We start from the raw sequence: 18,677 nt of genomic DNA on the forward strand, positions 1-18,677 counted from the left end.
TAGCTATTTTTTGCTCACAATCCTTTAAAAACTTATTTTTGCTATGTTTTCACTGCAAAAATGAGTACCACCATTAGGCAACTAAAAATATAGCAAAACCTCATAAAACACGGCGTTTATTCATATTTTACGCATAAACACCCAAAACATGTTTTGCAAATCTACTACAGAATACTTAAACTAATCCTGAACAATGTTTGTTGATATTATAAAAATCATTTTATTCATAAACTTAAAGTAAAAACACTCAATAAGTGAACAAAAAGAAAACAAACCAACAAATCACTCACATTAGTTTTTTTTATCTGAAAATTAAATTTTTCTAGTTTGAAGAAAAATCCACCATTGCGTATCATTTCCCCATACCGAGCTGCAACCTTTGAAAGTTTTTTCATTAAGCTCCGTTTTTTGCAATATGAAGTTTCGTATTGCACTTGGTTGACTTAAACAGGATAAAACCTCTTTAAGAAAACCGTAGTTCCCTGGATTACTTCCTTCAACTTGTTGTTTGCCCGCATGCTTATGCGGGCTTTTTTTTGCCTGCACAAACGTCAATGAGAATACCTACAGATAACTTAACAGCATGTGAATTACAGATGTTAAAATGAGACCATCAATCGTGGTTTGTGGTTTGTGGTTTGTGGTTTGTGGTTTGTGGTTTGTGGTTTGTGGTTTGTGGTTTGTGGTTTGTGGTTTGTGCAAAATAAATCCACATTAACCTAAGGCAAGCTTTTTATATTTAATCGCTACAGTAACCCCCGCTCGATCCACCTTCTAATATCTACCTTCTAATATCTACTTTCTAGTATCTACTTTCTAATATCTAAAAACTAAAAACCCCGCTAAGCGGGGTTTTGTTATTTATCTGGGGTAAGACCAAAATGAAGGTAGGCAATATCAGAAACGAGTCGCCCTCTGGGCGTGCGTTGAATAAATCCTTGTTGAATTAAAAATGGCTCAATGACATCTTCAATAGTCTCTTTTTCTTCGCCAATGGCAGCCGCTAAGTTATCGAGACCAACAGGGCCACCCATAAACTTTTCAATGATGGCAAGAAGGTATTTTCGGTCCATGTAATCAAAACCGCTTTTATCAACATCGATCATATCAAGTGCTTGTTCAGCGACTTCGGCATTTACTTTACCGTCTGATTTAACTTGCGTGTAATCTCGTACTCGGCGCAAAAGTCTGTTTGCTATTCGTGGTGTACCGCGTGAGCGTTTAGCAATTTCAACGGCGCCTTCGTCACACATGATTAAATCTAAATATCGAGCAGAGCGGGCAACAATTTTTGATAAATCTTCAACCGAATAAAACTCTAAGCGTTGCACAATGCCAAAACGATCTCGTAATGGCGATGTTAACGAGCCAGCACGCGTTGTAGCCCCTATTAATGTGAAAGGCGGTAAATCGAGCTTAATTGATCGTGCCGCAGGACCTTCACCAATCATAATATCGAGTTGATAATCTTCCATTGCGGGGTAAAGTATTTCTTCTACTTGTGGACTTAAGCGGTGAATTTCATCAATAAACAGTACATCGCCTTCTTCAAGGTTAGTTAATAGCGCGGCTAAGTCGCCCGCTTTTTCAAGAACCGGCCCTGAAGTCGTTTTAATGTTTACATTAAGCTCATTCGCTACAATATTAGCCAGTGTTGTTTTACCCAAACCCGGCGGACCAAAAATGAGTAAATGGTCTAACGCTTCACCACGATGACGAGCGGCTTCAATAAAAATTTCCATTTGTTGCTTAACATGCGGCTGGCCTGTGTAGTCGTTTAATAGTTTTGGACGTATTGCACGATCGACACTGTCTTCATTACTTTGTTCACTCGCATCAATTAAGCGATCTGCTTCAATCATGGTGTACTCACAACATTGACTTTAGAGCTTCTTTAATAAGAACCTCTGTTGTCATACCTGGTTTATTTACAGCTTTAACCGCTTTTTGCGCTTGCGGTAGTTTATAGCCTAAAGATTCAAGTGCTGAAACAGCATCATCCGCAGCATTATTCGCTACTAGCGTATCATTACTTGCAGGCTCAATAATGGCATTATCGCTAAATGGTGTGAATAAGTCATTACCCCAATTTTTTAGCCTGTCTTTCATTTCAAGTACCAAGCGCTCTGCAGTCTTTTTGCCCACCCCAGGCAGTTTAACCAAGGTTGTCGCATCTTCATTGTTAACACAACTAACAAACTGCTGCGCCGACATGCCCGACAAAATGGCAAGGCCAAGTTTAGGGCCTACCCCATTTGCTTTTAACAGCTCTCTAAATAAAGCACGTTCAGTTTTATTATTAAAACCAAATAATAACTGTGCGTCTTCGCGAACAACAAAATGAGTATAAATAACCGCTTGTTCACCCACATTGGGTAAATCATAAAAACAGGTCATTGGCATTTGCACTTCGTAACCGACACCACTTACCTCTATAAGTATTTCTGGTGGCTGCTTTTCAACAAGTAACCCGTTTAATCGACCTATCATATTACTTCCTTAATCGTCCTCTTACGGTTTTGCTCGCGCTGCCCGCAAGTTTAATTAAATTTTGTTCTGAGTGAGCATGGCAAATGGCAATTGCTAACGCATCGGCAGCGTCGGCTTGCGGGGTTCCCGGCAGTTTTAGAATATTTTTAACCATATGCTGTACTTGCGATTTATCGGCACCACCATTCCCCACGACCGCCTGTTTTATTTGTCTGGCTGAGTACTCAAATACGGGCAACTCTGCCATTGACGCACCGACTATGGCGGCCCCTCGGGCTTGACCAAGTTTGAGTGCTGAGTCAGGATTATGTGCCATGAACACTTTTTCAATGGCAAAATTATCCGGCGAAAACTGTTCAATTAACTGGCTAACACCTTGATAAATCATTTTTAAGCGTATAGGAAAGTCGTGATCAGCAAGCTTTATACAGCCACTCCCTAAATAAGTAAATTTAGTACCTTGGTGGGCTATTACCCCATAACCTGTTAATCGTGAACCAGGATCAATCCCTAAAATAATCGCCAACTAACTGACCCATCTATAAAATCATCATCTGCATTTAATAATGCCAGAGCACTGTATAAATTACCAGTAACTAATTACAGTTCATAAAAAATGCCCGCAATTGCGAGCATTTTTTAAACATCGTCTTTATCCTAGCGACCGCAGTAAACCTTGAGTATTTTTTCGCATAGTGCGCGCTATCATTAAATACCCTAAACACGCAACAAATAACCCACCTGCTGCAGGGCCTATTAACCAAATATGTGGATGCAACTTACCTGCTAATTCGAACATTTGTTTTTGTACAATTAACAAAGCAACATCACTGACAACAGCCGCGACTAAACCGGCCGTAAAGCCTAATAATAAAAATTCATACAAGGTCGCGTTTTTAATTAATCGCCCTTTAGCGCCTAGCGTACGCAAAATAACAATTTCTTGCATACGCTCACCTAGGCTGGCTTGCACTTGCGAAATAAGCACTAAAGCACCACACGCAACAACAATCGCGAGTACAAAGCCAATCGCTAACGATACTTGCTCTATTGTTGAGCGTATTTGCTTAATAAAGCTTTCAACATCAATCGCATTCACCGTTGGGTATTGACGTAATAACTCACTAAACTCTCGCTTTTGATCTTTATTTACACGCACCGATGAAATGTACGTCGCAGGGAAACTTTGCAGCACATCGGGGCTCAAAATAATAAAGAAATTCGGTTTTAAGGTGTTCCAATTTACTTTACGTACACTGGTAATTTTGGCATCGAATGACTGAGCGCCAATTAAAAAGGTGAGTGTATCGCCCAACTCTACATCTAAACGCGCTAACATTGACTCTTCTAATGACGCCTCTGCCACTGAGCTCTCGGTAAACCATGTACCGTCAATTAACTCATTTTGCTTGGGTAGCTCAGCGCGCCACGTAAGATTTAACTCTCGGCCAATACCTGAACGTGCTTCTTCATCTTTTTTCTCATTGTCTTCTAATGATACCTCACGAGCCACCAGCTCACCATTAACGGCATTAACACGACCACGAACAATCGGGTAAAAATCTGACGTAGGCATGTCACGCTCTGCTAAAAACGACGTGATAGGTTCAAGCTCAGCTTCTGTTATATTCACTAAAAATGAGTTTGGCGCATCGGCTGGCAATTGTGACTGCCAATCTGAAATCATGTCGTTTTTAAGTACGATTAAAAACAACAGTAATTTAATAGCAAGCGCAAAGCTTATAAGCTGCACCGCATTTACGTTCGCTCGCTTTTGAATTGAAGCAATCGCTAAAGACCAGCTATTACCAGGACTTAAGCCTAGCTTACGACCCCCACCAAAAATAAGCTTCGATAGACCAAATAGCACCACGATTAAAAACGCTGTTGAGGTAAATAAAATGGCCGTAATTTTAATGTTATTACTGAACAACCACATTAACAAAAACACCGTTAGCGCCGACATTGCAAGGTGAATTTTGCTCACTAATAAACGGTCACCCAAGTTGCGACGAAGTACACGCAATGGGGGAATATCAAATAAATCCAGCAGCGGCTTAATCGAGAACATAACGGCACAAATCACGCCTGTACTGACTGCGATAAGCCAAGGTTTTGCCGATGCGCTTGGCAGCTCTGTGCCCATTGACTGAGCAAGGTAATCACTGGCTATCATTTGTAAAGAATAACCAATAACTAACCCCAAAATGACCGACATTGTGCAAACTAAACTTAAATGTAATAAGTAAATTTTACGGATAGTTGCCCTACTGCCGCCAAGAGTTTTCATCATTGCGACTGGGTCATATTGCCTTTCACAGTAGCGTTTTGCCGATACCGCAATTGCCACTGCCGCTAAAATGATACCTAACAAACCTGCCAGTAATAAAAAGCTCTCCGCTCTATTTAAGCTGTTCGCAATAGGTGATTGCCTGTCTTTAACACCATACCACTGTTGGTTTTCTTTCATTTGGGGTTTAAGCCAAGCATAAAAGGTGTCTAAGTCACTTTGCTCACCAGCATACAATTGACGATAAAACACGCGACTCCCCGGCTGGATCACCTGTGTCGCGTCTATGTCACGTTCATTAATTAAAATGCGTTGACTACTGGAAAAAACATTAAAAGGAGCATCGGGTTCTTCGGCAACCACTCGACTTGCTGTAAACGTTGCAGCGCCCAGCTCAACTTGACTACCAACCTGAATATTAAGCGCATAAAACACTGACTCACTAAGCCATACTTCACCCATTTTTGGCACTTCGTCAGTAACAATAGCATCTGAAGTTAAGCGTGTTTTTACTTTAAGTTCGCCTTTTAATGGATAACTATCAGAAACCGCCTTTACTGAGCCAAGTTGCATTTCGTCACCTGCAAATAGCATGGTATCGAAATACGTAATTTTTGCAGTGCGTAAGCTCTGTTCCTGCGCTTTTTGCAAATACTCTGTTGGTAACTGATGATTACTGGCCAACACACGATCCGCAGCGATAAAGGCACTACTTTTTTGCGCAATACTTTGACCAATTCGGTCTGTTACCATAGAAAGTGTTAATACAGTGAGCACAGCCAAAGCAATAGCCGCACTGATCACCGTTAATTCACCCCGTTTAAACTCACGTGAAAACAGTTTAAGTGCTAACTTAGCCCACATTCGCTTGCACCTCTTCGCTCTCTTTTACTGTTACTAATTGACCTGCTTCAATGTGTAAAATTTGTTGGCATTTTTCAGCAAGCTGTTCATCATGAGTTACTAAAATAAGCGTGGTACCGTGTTCTTTATTCAGTTCAAAAAGTAAAGATTCTATCAATCTGCCATTTTTGCTATCAAGGTTTGCAGAGGGCTCATCCGCGAACAAAATTTTAGGCGTACCAATGAATGCACGCGCAATTGCAACACGCTGTTGCTCACCACCAGAAAGTTGCGAAGGATAATGCCCCACACGGTGGCTAAGACCCACTTTTTCGAGTAACTCTAGGGCTTGTTGTTTTGCATTTTTACTACCAGCAAGCTCTGCCGGTAGCATCACGTTTTCAAGCGCGGTTAAACTTTGCACAAGCATAAAAGACTGAAACACAAACCCCACTTTATCAGCGCGTAATGCCGCGCGGGCTTCTTCATCTAAATCGTGCAATGCAGCGCCGTCTAAATGAATGCTGCCACTGGTTGACTGGTCAAGACCTGCTAATAAACTCAGTAACGTAGACTTACCCGAGCCCGATGTGCCAACAACGGCCACAGAATCGCCCGACTTGACATTAAAGCTGATGTCACTGAGGATGGTTAGGTCACCCTCCACTGTGGTGACTGTTTTAGTAAGTCCATTAACTTGAATAATGTTTAATTGAGAAAGCGCTGACATATGATGCATCCAATCCTACGTTTTATATTCGTTTTACTGTTAGTAATCAAACCACTTACGGCAGCAGCTGACAACACAATTTTAATTTTAGGTGACAGTTTAAGCGCCGCTTACGGCCTCAAACAAGAGCAAGGTTGGGTTAAATTGTTACAAGATAAGTACGATGAAAAAAGCCAACCTGTTAACTTAGTTAATGCAAGCATTAGCGGTGAAACAACTGGCGGAGCACTTAGACGACTCGATACCCTGCTAGCCGAATTTGAACCCACTCATGTACTTATTGAGCTTGGTGGAAATGACGGTTTACGTGGTTTTCCAATCAAACGTTTACACGCTAACTTACGTGATTTAATTAACAAAAGCCAACAAGCAGGTGCCAAAACTGCCGTGATGGAAGTTCAGATTCCACCAAATTATGGCCCCCGCTACACTAAGTTATTTACCGACAGCTTTGAAAGTATTGCCAATGAAACCGACAGCGAACTTATGCCATTCTTTATGTTAGACATAGCAGGTCGCCCGGAGCTCATGCAAAACGACAATTTACACCCAAACGCTGATGCCCAACCATTAATACGTGATTTCATGTATAAAACGATCAATGATTGGCTAGATTAACACCTAGCCTCTGTCTTTATTGCTTAAAATGAACAATAAACAAGCAATCAGACCACAGGTGTATTGATTTTTATAAAAAAAGACGTACTATTGCCTCAAATGTCGGCATATAGCGCAGCTTGGTAGCGCACTGTCATGGGGTGTCAGGGGTCGCAGGTTCAAATCCTGCTATGCCGACCATTTTCCTCCCCCCACTGTATCTCTAATCGCTTTCTTTATTGCGTTGCAGTTTAAACTCAGTGAATATTTGGTTCACATCTACTTTTGCGCCTAACTTTGCAGCGATTAAAAACAACCCTACTAACTTCCTGTGTACGAATAGTGCGTCAACTGGTGGTGCATGCCAGTATTGCGATGCAGTGCTCATTTCAAGACCGAGTTCTTTGATGCGTTTTGGTAAATCGCTTTTAGCGAAATCGTACTCGCCTTGACAGCTAAGTGGCTCACACGCGAGTAGAAAAATATCGACAACGTTATCAATGTATTCTTGCGCTAGTTCTTGCCCAAAATACCCGATACGCTTGGCTGCTGCTGCAACTTCTGCCCTGTCATTTTTGGCGGCTGCTGATAATAATTGCAAATAACCATTGCTTATATGTTGAGGTAATTCACGTGTTGCGCCAAAGTCTAATAACACTAAACGCTGCTGGTCCATTTGATACTGATAGTTGGCAAAGTTAGGGTCTGTTTGTATCAGCTTAAAGGTAAATAGCTCATTTAAAAATAAACGCAGTAACTGTTCTACCGCTTTGTTTCTTAACGCTTGATGTGCATCTACAAGTGCCTCTATCTCTTGCCCTTCAACAAAATGCATGACTAGTATCTGCTTTGAGCTGAGCTCATCAACCACTTTTGGAATAACGTAGTTTTCATCATCGGCTAAGCAAGCGCGATAACGTGTTAGGTATCGTGCTTCAAATTCGTAGTCTGCTTCATTTATCAATTGCTGTTTAGCTTCATCAATAAGGGGTTGCAGATCCACATTTTTTGGGAGCAAGCCACTTATTTTGAGTAGATAAGCAAGGTTATCAACATCACTGGCGATCCCTTTTGCAATGCCTGGGTATTGAACTTTCACCGCCAGTTTTTTCCCCATTTCAGTGTAGGAAATATGCACTTGCCCTATCGACGCAGCAGCGAACGGCCGTAATTCAAAGTGCGATAAGTGCTCTAGCCACGCATCCCCCCAATGGTTGCGCATCACCTGTACGAGCTGTTTGTGTGGCATAGGTGTCGCCTCAGCACGTAACCGAGCGAGAATAGCCGACAATTCGGGCGTAAGTAACTCACCACTGTCCATCGACAACAGTTGGCCTAATTTCATTGCTGCACCACGTAAATGGGCAAGCTGCTCGGTAAGACGCTGAATATTCTTAGGCTGTAATAATAATTCTTGACGAGAGGTTTCCTTGCCAGCGACCCATGCTTTTGCGCTTGAAAACAGCATATTTCCCGCCACTTTCGAGACTAAAGCACCAAGGCTTGCAGCCCTTGAAAACCTTGATGTAGGCACTGCACTTTGTTTAATAGTCATAGCGTGTCACGTATTTTATGTATCATGTTTTAAATACGTAAGTAAAAGAACTTTAGATCCCCTTTGTATTGAGCTTTAACAATGTATGTAATTTTAAACGCGACACAATACACGCTATAAAAATCAATTAACTTGTAGTGAAGATAAAAAGTGATTTCGTCATTTATCACTCAAACTACGTCATTTTAAGCCACTAAATTGAGGCGAAAATTGGAAAATTTCTAAGTATCGACAATACTTTATTATTATAAATCACTCATTTCTCAGCTCTGGCCTCTCAATGTCTCTTAGAACACAATTAATATTATTATTGAGCACTTTGTTTATTGTCGTTTTGATAAACACTTTTATTGTCTTTATTCTCGACAGAGAAGGCCGTTTAAAATTTGATGTACTTAATCGTACTCATGAGATTATTGATCAATCTGAACGACTCTATAACCATATTATTAATGCTGAAACGGGCCAAAGAGGTTATCTTTTAACAGAGAACCTCAATTATCTTGATCCCTACTACCGTGGTTTAGAAAAAACGAAAGAACAATTCCTAATACTCAATAAGCTGACTCTGAATGACAAAAAACAGCAACAAAACCTTGCACAACTCGATGCATTGATTGAGAAAAAATTCGCCGAACTGAATTTAACGATTAATTTAATAAAACAAAATACGCCCGATGCAGCCGAAGAGGCAAAAAGCATTGTTTACACCAACGAAGGTAAAGCGTTAATAGAGCAAATTGAGGCGTTAATAAAACAATTTCAAAATGTTGAGCGTACAAGGTTGGCTGAGCGAAACGCAGATTTCCAGAATAACCGGTTACTTATTACGCAAGTCGTATCTGTGCAAATTCCGTTATTTATTTTCCTATCCATTTTTTGTGCTTTTTACATTAACAATAAGCTGTTTAAACCGCTAAAGAGATTACTTAAAAATACCGAAAAGCTAGAAAAAGGCGAAATACCTGATCGTATTGAAAAATGTGACACCAATGAAATTGGCTATTTACTTCGACGTTTTCATCGTATGAGCAACATTATTTACAGGCGCACCAACAAGTTAAGTTTTTTGGTAAGTCATGACCACCTTACAGGTGTGTTGAACCGAACAGAGCTTGACCGTCAATTAAAATTCGCCATTAGTGCAAGCTCAAAGAACAATAAGATGGCTGTTATATTTATCGATATTAATCAGTTTAAACAATTGAACGATCAATACGGTCATGTCATTGGTGATAAAGTGCTTGTTGAAGCTGCTAAAAGAATAACTGGCGCTGTGCGTGCTGATGATGATGTATATCGTTATGGCGGTGATGAATTTATTATTGTGGCTCACCACCTCAGAAAACTAAGTTATATTGATGCGATGATCAAGCACTTGCTCGATAAGTTCAACAGCCCCTTTGAGGTAGAGCAGCATAACTTAAAAGTCACTTTAAGTATTGGTATTGCTGTCTCACCCGATCACACAACTGACCATACACAATTATTAAAATTTGCTGATCAGGCAATGTACGAAGCCAAGCAAAGCCAGTTACACACATATAAAATTTTTCAAGGAATTGAGGGAGATAACTGAACTTATTCAATGCTTATTACGTACAAATTTGCAAAAAGCTCAGTCGCTATGTATAAAAAACATACACTCATTTAATTAAGGTGCCCTATGCATATTTTATTAACAGGTGGAACAGGCCTCATTGGAAAGCATTTGTGCCCATTTCTTTTAAACCATCATAAAGTCACAGTACTGAGCCGAAATCCTATTCAAGCCAATGTATTACTGACTCATCAAGTGCATGCTGTAAAGTCGTTGGATGAGGTTGATTTTGAAGATATAGATGCAGTGATAAATTTGGCTGGCGAGCCTATTGTTAACAAACGTTGGAGCGAGTCACAAAAACGCCGTTTGCTCGACAGTCGAATAAACCTAACATTGCAAATATCTAAAGCGATTAGCCGGTGTGAAACGCCTCCTCATACCTTTATTTCTGGTAGCGCCATTGGTTTTTATGGTCGTCAAGGCGACAAACATATAGATGAGGAATTTAATGATATATACCCAGAATTCAGCCATGTTCTCTGTCGAGATTGGGAGCATGCAGCCACCAAAGCGCAATCAAGCAAAACCCGTGTTTGCTTGCTGAGAACGGGTGTTGTTCTTGCCAAACAAGGTGGCGCACTGAGTAAAATGTTACCTGCATTCAAGTTTGGTTTTGGTGGGCCTTTAGGGCATGGTCACCAAGGTATGTCTTGGATCCATATTGACGATATGATTCAGCTGATATTATTTGTACTGACCCACGACGACTTGCATGGGCCAATTAATGCCACAGCTCCAAACCCAGTTGACAATAATGAGTTTAGCCAAACATTAGGGACGGTACTTTCGCGCCCCGCCATGCTCAGAATGCCTAGTTGGTTACTTAAGCTGATGATGGGTGAAATGTCAGACTTACTTATCCATGGTCAGTTCGTCATGCCGAATAAATTACTCGCGCATAACTATCGCTTTCATTACCCTGAGCTAAAACCTGCGCTGGAAAGTTTAAAACTGTAATACATTGATAAGTAAAATTAAATTTGTATAAACCTTTACTGTATACTGTTATGCAGTAAAGGTTTTCTAACTATCATGGCAAACCAGCGACGTACCAAAATATACATGTAGCTACGTCTTCATGGTTAAACTGTGGTTTAGCGTATGAAGCTCATTTGTAACCCATTCTTTGTCTAAGCACTGTTCTAAATTAAGTTCTGCAAATCTTAAAAAATTACGTGCAGCATGGGACAAATGCCGATCTGTCCGAACAACAAAATACCAATGACTTGCCAGCTGAACATCAACAACATTAAGCATACAAAAGCTTTTATCGTGTGCTGGCAATACATGACGAGACACAACACCTAATCCCATTCCAGAACCGACGGCAACCCTAATAGCCTCATTACTTGCCATTTGCACGGTGTCACTAAGTACAAAGCCACGGCTTTGTAACTCACTTTCGAATAACATGCGTGTCGCCGAACCTGGCTCACGCAATAAAAAGCGCTCAGTCATTAAATCATGCAGTGTTACGTGTGAAGATTTAGCCAGAGGGTGATTCATTGGGGCGATAAACACTAAGGGATTTTGTAAAAAACGCCCTGCTTTCGCGTGCTCAAGCGACGGTGGATGACTAAATACATAAATATCATCTTCACCTCTTTCAAACCGAGCCAATACTTCGGCCCTGTTTCCTATTTCTAACGGAAGTTCTACATGCGGATGTAAATTACTGTATGGCCCTAATAGTTTTGGCAGGATGTATTGCGCTGTATTTACAATCGCTATTTTGCAACGTCCCCGCTCACCGCCTCTCAATTCAACCAAATAATCTTGATAATCGTCAAAATGACCAAACACTTGCTGACAAGTTTGAAATAAAGCAAACCCCGCTTCGGTAATATGAATACGCTGCTGGTTAACCACAATGAGAGGCTCGTTTACAGTTTCTTGCAGTCGCTTTATTTGCTGCGATACTGTTGGCTGCGTTAAATGTAATTGCCTTGCCGTTTCACTAATTGAACGTGTTTTAACTACACACATAAACACTTCTAATAGCCGAAAAGAAATATGTCGTAAGTCCACAACCTCACCTCATAGATAAAAACCTATATGATGGTAGCATTCATTTAATTATTTACTATGTGTTTTTTTATTTAGAATAGCGGCGCTTTTAACTAAGAGGAGAAAAAAGTGCCTGATATTGTTGTCATGTTTTTTGTTTTAGGGTTAGCCGCAGGTTTATTACGATCTGATCTAAAAATTCCGCAAGCAACTTATGAAACTCTCAGCCTATTGTTAATGCTAACAATTGGTTTAAAAGGTGGCATGGTGCTACACGGAAATATACATTGGCAATTATTACCTGAAATGGGATCGGTATTGTTACTCGGAGCGTGTATCCCTCTTCTACTTTACCCCGTACTCAAACGCTTACTTAATTTATCGGTCGCAAACAGTGCAAGTATTGCAGCACATTATGGCTCGGTGAGTGCAGGTACATTTGCTGTTGCTTTGGCGTACGCCGAATCAAATTCACTTGTGGTAGGTGCCGAAGTAACCCTGTATCTCGTCATGCTTGAGCTGCCGGCCATTATTGTTGGCTTATTGCTTTATCGCCGACTAGGAAATAAAGCCTCTGCAGGTAACCTATCGCTTAAGGCGCTGTGGCATGAAACCTTAACAAACAAAAGTGTTATTCTGCTTGTAGGTGGCGTTATTATAGGCATGATGTATGGCACACAACAAGGCAGCCAAGTTACGAGCTTACTAACCAATAGCTTTAAAGTTGTATTAGCCTTATTTTTACTTGAAATGGGTCTTATGGCAGCACAAACACTACGCCCTATTCCATGGCATCATTGGCGATTAGCGTTGTTTGCACTTATTACACCCAACTTATTAGGTGCGATTGGTGTTGGGGTTGGCACCGCATTGCAGCTTGAGCTTGGCTCAATCGTAATTTTAGGAAGCTTAGTTGCTAGCGCATCTTACATTGCAGCACCTGCAGCGATTAAAGCAGCAATCCCCGATGCAGATATTGGCTTAGCCATGTTAAGCTCGCTTGGGATAACCTTTCCGTTTAATGTATTAGTCGGTATAGGTTTGTATCATCATATGGCATTACTAATCTCATAAAAAAGTGAATTTAAACATCACTTTATGAATGCGATTTGGACTAAAGTCGTTTAATATAAAGAAAAAATGTGCAAGGACTTGCTATATGTTTGATCAATCTCTCAGCACAGAGCAACAGCATGTGAGTAACATTTTTAAGCGCTTATGTGCTGAATACAATGTGCAAAATAATGCAGAACTTGAGCACCATTTATCATTACAAAGCGGATTTAGTGAGCACTGTATTTTCAGTGCCACCATCCCTTATTCATTAATTGATAAAACGAGTAAAGCAACACACGTGAGTTTTGACTATTTACTTAATGGTCAAAATCAACACACGGTGCAATTAAGTAATGACCAATTAAAAGCGATTAAGAACGGCATTATCAAAAGTATCAAAAAAATGTCTATGGCTGGCTTAATTAAGGGTGAAAATCACAATCAAGAAACACTGGGTGAGCTGGCAGAAATTCATGTAGAACAGATTGAAAACGAGTTAAAAATACAAAGCCAAGTTAAATAACTTGGCTTTTTTTAATTCTTGCCTTTGTATAACTCATTATAGATATCGGCAATATTATTTTGTTTATCATAGTAGCGCTGCAATTCGCCCAGCGATAAATCTTTTAACGTATCATCAGTAAAATCTATTGGTTCGGCAAATTTAAAGTTGGCTACATTTGGCGACTCGCCTAGTAAAGCCGCAATTTCACTTTTTAAAGCTTCGGCTTTATTAAATAATTTGAGCGCTTTATTTATATCGGTTTCATTTTCAGCCTGAATGGTACACCAAACGACTTCAACCGATTTGCTTCTTATTTGATCTTCAAATATGTTTTTACGCGCAATTAGCCATGTACTCGCTATAAGCAGGATAGCTAAAACGGCAATTGCACTGTAAATTAGTTCAAGCATCACGTTCCCTCGGTAAACTAAATGTTACTATACACCCAAACTTGGTTCGTAATACATCAGGAAAAAGCATTATAAATGATAGTACGAGGCTGATATATAAGAAATATCTGATTCGCGCCCAATCTCTAGTGTGGCCAACTTGGACTCACCAAAAATTTTAACTTCGTTTTAAGCAAACTGGGGAAAAGCATCACCACAGCTAAGGCAATACTAATGTAAAGGACGACAAAACTGTAAATGTAATGAATATAGGCGTGCTCGGCTTGGATATCCAAGACAACAAATTTAAACCATAAAATAAAATGAGATAAAGCAATAATGATTGTTAATTTGAGCACACAAAAAAATAATAAGCCAAATTTATAGCTAAGCTTCACATGCAGTATGTAAAGCAACCATATACTCAAAAGGTTAAACAAACATAGTGCTAAATATACATTCTGTGCATTATTAACAGCGTGGCTTTCATGTATGTAAAGAAGAACTTTTTCCATTAAAAGCGACGTAATTAAGTACTTAGTTACTACTACAGCAATTGATAAAAAGTCACTAAATAGCTCTTTGTTTTTTACTGCTCTATAAACAGACAAAACTAAAGCAACTAAATACATCAACGAAATTATGACTTGCAATGAAAAAGCATCTCTACTTTCACTAGCAAACATAAATTCATTATATAAATCAGAGATGTAATCAATCATATCCCACCCTTAAACCGCGGGTAGGATATAACTATATTTAAAAGAAAACCAGCAATTCAGCTGACTTAGAGAATTAGTTTTCTTTTTTCTTAGGATCTTTAATAATGATGATACCGCCAGAACCTTGTAACTCTTGCTTTTTCTTTGGATCTTTAATAATAATAATTCCGCCACTCCCCTGAAGTTTTTGAGTATCAAAACTTGTTGCTGGTGCTGCGTCGAATGCTAAAGTAGATAGTAATAGGGCTGATAAAGTCATTTTTTTGTTCCTTCATTGTTAAAGATGCTGTTTCTTAGCAAGTACTGCGCCACTTATATTGCTATTTTAGTAACACAACACTCTTAATCTCTATATAAGCATAAAAAACAATCGATAGGCTATTTTTTGTTCTACCCTTGTTGGTAAAATAGACATTCCCTAACACCTTTACGCTTTGCTCTATAAACTAATAAGGCTCTATGCCATAATTCTGTTAACTAATAAATTTAATGGTAAGCGCACATACGCTTAGCAAGGTTTAATGCATGGCATATCAAGAACAACAGCAACCAACAATTTACTGGCATGACTACGAGACCTTTGGCGCCAGCCCGCAAAAAGACCGCCCGAGTCAATTTGCTGGCATACGTACCGATCTTGATTTAAATATTATTGGTGAGCCGCTCATTGAATATTGTAAACCCGCGGCAGACTATTTACCGCACCCAGAGGCGTGTTTAATAACCGGCATTACACCACAAATAGCCATGCAAAAAGGACTGCCTGAAGCCGAATTTATGGCAAAAATTCATGCCGAGTTTAGTCAGCCTAACACCTGTGTAGCTGGCTATAACAGTATTCGCTTTGACGATGAAGTAACACGTTACAGTCTATATCGTAATTTTTATGACCCTTATGAGCGAGAGTATAAAAACAATAATAGCCGTTGGGATATTATTGACCTTGTTCGTGCTTGTTATGCGTTGCGACCAGAAGGTATTGAGTGGCCATTAAAAGATGATGGCACACCCAGCTTTAAACTTGAGCATTTAACTGTTGCTAACGGCATAGAACATGCCGCAGCTCACGACGCGTTAAGTGATGTTACTGCAACCATTGCGCTTGCAAAGCTTATAAAAGAAAAACAACCCAAGCTGTATCAATTCTTTTTTGGTTTACGCTCTAAAAAAGCGCTGGCTGATTTAGTTGATGTGTTCAACATGACACCGCTGGTACATACTTCATCACGCATACCGGCAAGCCAAGGCTGTACTAGCTGGATAGCGCCGATGAGTTTTCATCCAGTAAACAAAAACGCCATCATCTGCTTTAATTTAACAGATGATCCGCAGGTGTTATTAGATTTATCGGTTGAAGAGTTACGGACACGCCTTTACACCAAACACACCGACCTTGGCGAAAACGAGGCCCCTGTCGGCTTAAAACTAGTTCACTTAAATAAGTGCCCTATTCTTGCGCCCGCTAAAACACTATTACCAGAAAATGCCGCACGCCTAGGGATAGACCGCGAAAAGTGTTTGCAAAACCTTGCTATATTAAAAGCCAATACTGAACTTCGCGACAAAGTAACCGAAGTATTTAACGAACAACGTGACTACGGTGAAACACATAACCCTGACTATCAACTATATGATGGCTTTACGAGCCATGCCGATAAAGCCAAATTTGCCATTATTCGCGATGCAAGCCCTGAGCAACTGGCCACAATGCAGTTAGATTTTGAAGACAAAAAGTTTAACACCTTGTTGTTTAGATACCGTGCTCGCAACTGGCCACACACCTTAAGCCAAGACGAACTTGCACAGTGGCGTATGTATTGCCAAAATAAATTAATGCACGGCGATGACAGTCCTTCTATTAGCGCACACGATTTTATGATTACGCTCGAAAATTTAGCTCATGAGCACGACGATAATGAAAAAAATCTGCACATTTTAAAAGCACTGTATAACTACGCACAAAGTATGTAATATAACCATCAATTACCATGCTTTTTGTGAAAATGGCACCTTATAAGATTAAACCGTTTATACAAAAAGCAATGCTCTAACATTATATAAATAAAGGAATATTTATGAAAAAAAGTATGCATTTTACCCTATTTGTCATTTTATTCATTGGCATAAGCCATGCCTACTCTTTTGAATCCAAAATGGATTTCGAAACTTACATACGCGCTTGTATATATAAACCTGATGCTAGCTATATGGGTCAGTGTAATGAGATGGGAGTAGATTACGAGAAGATTGATACAACACTTTATTCTGAAAATAATGATTCAATCTCATTTTCTACAAATGTCATTAAATCTAGGGCAGTTATATTTAAACAGTTCCACCATGGCTTTATAATTAATTGTAATGCTTGCTCAGCACCAACAAGTGTTTCTGATACTTTCAGTGCCTTCACTCGCTTTAAAAAAGCTTTTGAATCAAGTGCATTACATAGCGCATTTACTTCCACAGTTGTAACCAGAAATAACCGCAATACCTCAGAGCCAAGTGTGCAAAATAATGGAACAAGTTTCAGTGAAGACTTCAAAAACTTTGCAAGCGGAACTATAGATTTCAAAGATGTATTTGCATCCTTGTTTGATAGTGGAGACCAAAATATCGTCTTAGTAAAAGACAGTCGCGGCGAACCTTTTGCACTAATAGAGATAAAAAATGGCAAATATAGCTTAGTCGCAGATTTAACGAAAACAGTTAAGAACTCAGATGGTTCAACACTCTTCAATGCAAACCTAAGTACCAGTAATACACAGCCTTTTGTAGATATTGTCTATGGGGGCTCACTTAATATAGGCACTCATTGTAAAATTGCCTTTACGAGAGCTGAAAATGGGCAAAGATTAGTCTCGCAAGTTAGCTGCTATTAAAATAGTTTTTATAAGAGTTCACATGTGCCTAGCAATGCTAGGCACTTTTTATGACCAATACCCCATTACTTTTTATGCAACGCCTCAATACGTGCTAATAAACTAGAGGTATCGTATCGGCCGCCGCCTAAGGCTTGTACATCGGCATAATACTGGTCAACTGTTGCCGTCATAGGCAACGTTGCGCCGTTCGCTTTTGCCTCATCAAGAGCAATGCCTAAATCTTTACGCATCCAATCGACTGCAAAGCCAAATTCGTACTCACCTGCCCACATTGTTTTGTAGCGGTTTTCCATTTGCCATGAACCTGCGGCACCTTTAGAAATTGTTTCAATCACTTTTTCACCATCAAGGCCAGCTTGTTTAGCAAAGTGAAGTCCTTCTGCTAAGCCCTGTACTACCCCGGCAATACAAATTTGGTTCACCATTTTGCAAAGCTGACCTGAACCTACTTCACCTAATAGTTGGCTAAAACGACTAAAAGCAGCCATGACAGGTTGCACAACACCAAAGTCAGCTTCTGCGCCACCCACCATCACAGTGAGAACACCATTCTCTGCACCAGCCTGACCACCAGACACCGGGGCATCTAAAAACGCAATACCTTGTTGCTTAGCTTTAGCACCCACTTCACGAGCGACTTCTGCTGAGGTCGTTGTATGGTCAACTAAATAGCTACCGGCTTGCATGCTAGCCAGTACACCATTTTCGCCGTACACCACTGAGCGTAAATCATCGTCGTTACCAACACACATAAACACAATGTCAGCGTCTTTTGCCGCTTCTTTTGGCGTTTCGCTGTAGTGACCTTGATATTCTGATACCCACTTTTGTGCTTTTGCTGTTGTGCGGTTATAAACAGTCACGTGATGACCTGCGTTAGCAAGATGACCCGCCATAGGGTAACCCATGACACCTAATCCGATGAAGGCGACTTTCATTGACATAAAACTGACCTATTTGAGTGATAAATTAGTAACAATTTCATTATCTCAATCGAATAACTAAAAA

Annotated in this window: 19 protein-coding genes and 1 tRNA gene; 8 read left to right on the forward strand and 12 right to left on the reverse strand. The window is 40.0% G+C overall.

Annotated features, from left to right (window positions below):
- Window positions 1-312: 312 nt before the first annotated feature.
- The 6 genes from GZH31_RS09525 to GZH31_RS09550 all read right to left on the reverse strand — a co-directional run bounded on the left by GZH31_RS09525 (window position 313) and on the right by GZH31_RS09550 (window position 6,353).
- On the reverse strand, window positions 313-555 hold the full coding sequence (locus GZH31_RS09525) for a hypothetical protein (RefSeq protein WP_036967770.1): 243 nt from the start codon (window positions 553-555) through the stop codon (window positions 313-315).
- Window positions 556-857: 302 nt separating this feature from the next.
- A complete protein-coding gene (ruvB, locus tag GZH31_RS09530; RefSeq protein WP_036967767.1) occupies window positions 858-1,862 on the reverse strand; it encodes a Holliday junction branch migration DNA helicase RuvB in 1,005 nt (334 codons plus the stop codon).
- Between the two features lie 7 nt (window positions 1,863-1,869).
- Window positions 1,870-2,490, reverse strand: a complete 621-nt coding sequence (ruvA, locus tag GZH31_RS09535; protein WP_036967766.1) for a Holliday junction branch migration protein RuvA — start codon at window positions 2,488-2,490, stop codon at window positions 1,870-1,872.
- A gap of 1 nt (window position 2,491) precedes the next feature.
- Window positions 2,492-3,016, reverse strand: coding sequence for a crossover junction endodeoxyribonuclease RuvC (ruvC, locus tag GZH31_RS09540; RefSeq protein ID WP_036967765.1), 525 nt, complete (start codon window positions 3,014-3,016; stop codon window positions 2,492-2,494).
- A 126-nt stretch (window positions 3,017-3,142) separates the two neighbouring features.
- Window positions 3,143-5,644: an ABC transporter permease gene (locus GZH31_RS09545; RefSeq protein WP_118844392.1), complete on the reverse strand. Its 2,502-nt coding sequence runs from the start codon at window positions 5,642-5,644 to the stop codon at window positions 3,143-3,145.
- Window positions 5,634-6,353 (reverse strand): ABC transporter ATP-binding protein, encoded by a 720-nt coding sequence (locus GZH31_RS09550; protein ID WP_036967761.1) that lies wholly within the window; start codon window positions 6,351-6,353, stop codon window positions 5,634-5,636. The genes GZH31_RS09545 and GZH31_RS09550 overlap by 11 nt, the downstream gene beginning before the upstream one ends.
- On the opposite strand from GZH31_RS09550, the gene GZH31_RS09555 reads away from it, so the two are divergent.
- Entirely contained in the window at window positions 6,354-6,971 is a 618-nt protein-coding gene (locus GZH31_RS09555; RefSeq protein WP_065978522.1) for an arylesterase, read from the forward strand.
- 103 nt (window positions 6,972-7,074) lie between these two features.
- A tRNA-Pro gene (locus GZH31_RS09560) sits at window positions 7,075-7,151 on the forward strand.
- 22 nt (window positions 7,152-7,173) lie between these two features.
- Here the strand turns inward: GZH31_RS09560 and GZH31_RS09565 are convergent.
- Window positions 7,174-8,505, reverse strand: coding sequence for an AarF/ABC1/UbiB kinase family protein (locus tag GZH31_RS09565; RefSeq protein WP_180310910.1), 1,332 nt, complete (start codon window positions 8,503-8,505; stop codon window positions 7,174-7,176).
- 280 nt (window positions 8,506-8,785) lie between these two features.
- On the opposite strand from GZH31_RS09565, the gene GZH31_RS09570 reads away from it, so the two are divergent.
- Both GZH31_RS09570 and GZH31_RS09575 read left to right on the forward strand, forming a co-directional pair.
- The gene (locus tag GZH31_RS09570) at window positions 8,786-10,084 is read left to right on the forward strand and encodes a diguanylate cyclase domain-containing protein (RefSeq protein WP_180310911.1); all 1,299 of its coding nucleotides are present in this window, start codon (window positions 8,786-8,788) and stop codon (window positions 10,082-10,084) included.
- A gap of 87 nt (window positions 10,085-10,171) precedes the next feature.
- Window positions 10,172-11,065 carry a TIGR01777 family oxidoreductase gene (locus GZH31_RS09575; protein WP_036967749.1) on the forward strand — a complete coding sequence of 298 codons (894 nt, stop codon included), beginning with the start codon at window positions 10,172-10,174 and terminating at the stop codon, window positions 11,063-11,065.
- Window positions 11,066-11,176: 111 nt separating this feature from the next.
- On the opposite strand, the gene GZH31_RS09580 is transcribed toward GZH31_RS09575, so the two are convergent.
- Window positions 11,177-12,136 carry a LysR family transcriptional regulator gene (locus tag GZH31_RS09580; RefSeq protein ID WP_036967747.1) on the reverse strand — a complete coding sequence of 320 codons (960 nt, stop codon included), beginning with the start codon at window positions 12,134-12,136 and terminating at the stop codon, window positions 11,177-11,179.
- Between the two features lie 108 nt (window positions 12,137-12,244).
- Between GZH31_RS09580 and GZH31_RS09585 the strand changes: the two genes are divergently transcribed.
- Together GZH31_RS09585 and GZH31_RS09590 are read left to right on the forward strand one after the other, a co-directional pair.
- On the forward strand, window positions 12,245-13,189 hold the full coding sequence (locus GZH31_RS09585; RefSeq protein ID WP_065978525.1) for a sodium-dependent bicarbonate transport family permease: 945 nt from the start codon (window positions 12,245-12,247) through the stop codon (window positions 13,187-13,189).
- Window positions 13,190-13,274: 85 nt separating this feature from the next.
- Window positions 13,275-13,694 carry a hypothetical protein gene (locus tag GZH31_RS09590; RefSeq protein ID WP_065978526.1) on the forward strand — a complete coding sequence of 140 codons (420 nt, stop codon included), beginning with the start codon at window positions 13,275-13,277 and terminating at the stop codon, window positions 13,692-13,694.
- Between the two features lie 11 nt (window positions 13,695-13,705).
- On the opposite strand, the gene GZH31_RS09595 is transcribed toward GZH31_RS09590, so the two are convergent.
- The 3 genes from GZH31_RS09595 to GZH31_RS09605 form a co-directional block, all read right to left on the reverse strand.
- Entirely contained in the window at window positions 13,706-14,086 is a 381-nt protein-coding gene (locus GZH31_RS09595) for a hypothetical protein (RefSeq protein WP_036967741.1), read from the reverse strand.
- A gap of 125 nt (window positions 14,087-14,211) precedes the next feature.
- Window positions 14,212-14,787 (reverse strand): hypothetical protein, encoded by a 576-nt coding sequence (locus GZH31_RS09600; protein ID WP_075594360.1) that lies wholly within the window; start codon window positions 14,785-14,787, stop codon window positions 14,212-14,214.
- Between the two features lie 73 nt (window positions 14,788-14,860).
- On the reverse strand, window positions 14,861-15,046 hold the full coding sequence (locus GZH31_RS09605; protein WP_075594361.1) for a hypothetical protein: 186 nt from the start codon (window positions 15,044-15,046) through the stop codon (window positions 14,861-14,863).
- Window positions 15,047-15,312: 266 nt separating this feature from the next.
- Between GZH31_RS09605 and sbcB the strand changes: the two genes are divergently transcribed.
- Window positions 15,313-16,758: an exodeoxyribonuclease I gene (gene sbcB, locus GZH31_RS09610; protein WP_074989316.1), complete on the forward strand. Its 1,446-nt coding sequence runs from the start codon at window positions 15,313-15,315 to the stop codon at window positions 16,756-16,758.
- A 104-nt stretch (window positions 16,759-16,862) separates the two neighbouring features.
- A complete protein-coding gene (locus GZH31_RS09615) occupies window positions 16,863-17,666 on the forward strand; it encodes a hypothetical protein (protein WP_180310912.1) in 804 nt (267 codons plus the stop codon).
- Window positions 17,667-17,731: 65 nt separating this feature from the next.
- On the opposite strand, the gene GZH31_RS09620 is transcribed toward GZH31_RS09615, so the two are convergent.
- Window positions 17,732-18,613: an NAD(P)-dependent oxidoreductase gene (locus GZH31_RS09620; RefSeq protein ID WP_036967732.1), complete on the reverse strand. Its 882-nt coding sequence runs from the start codon at window positions 18,611-18,613 to the stop codon at window positions 17,732-17,734.
- Window positions 18,614-18,677 lie beyond the last annotated feature (64 nt).

Origin of the sequence: Pseudoalteromonas sp. JSTW (assembly GCF_013423925.1) — a bacterium.
GTDB classification, from domain to species: domain Bacteria; phylum Pseudomonadota; class Gammaproteobacteria; order Enterobacterales; family Alteromonadaceae; genus Pseudoalteromonas; species Pseudoalteromonas lipolytica.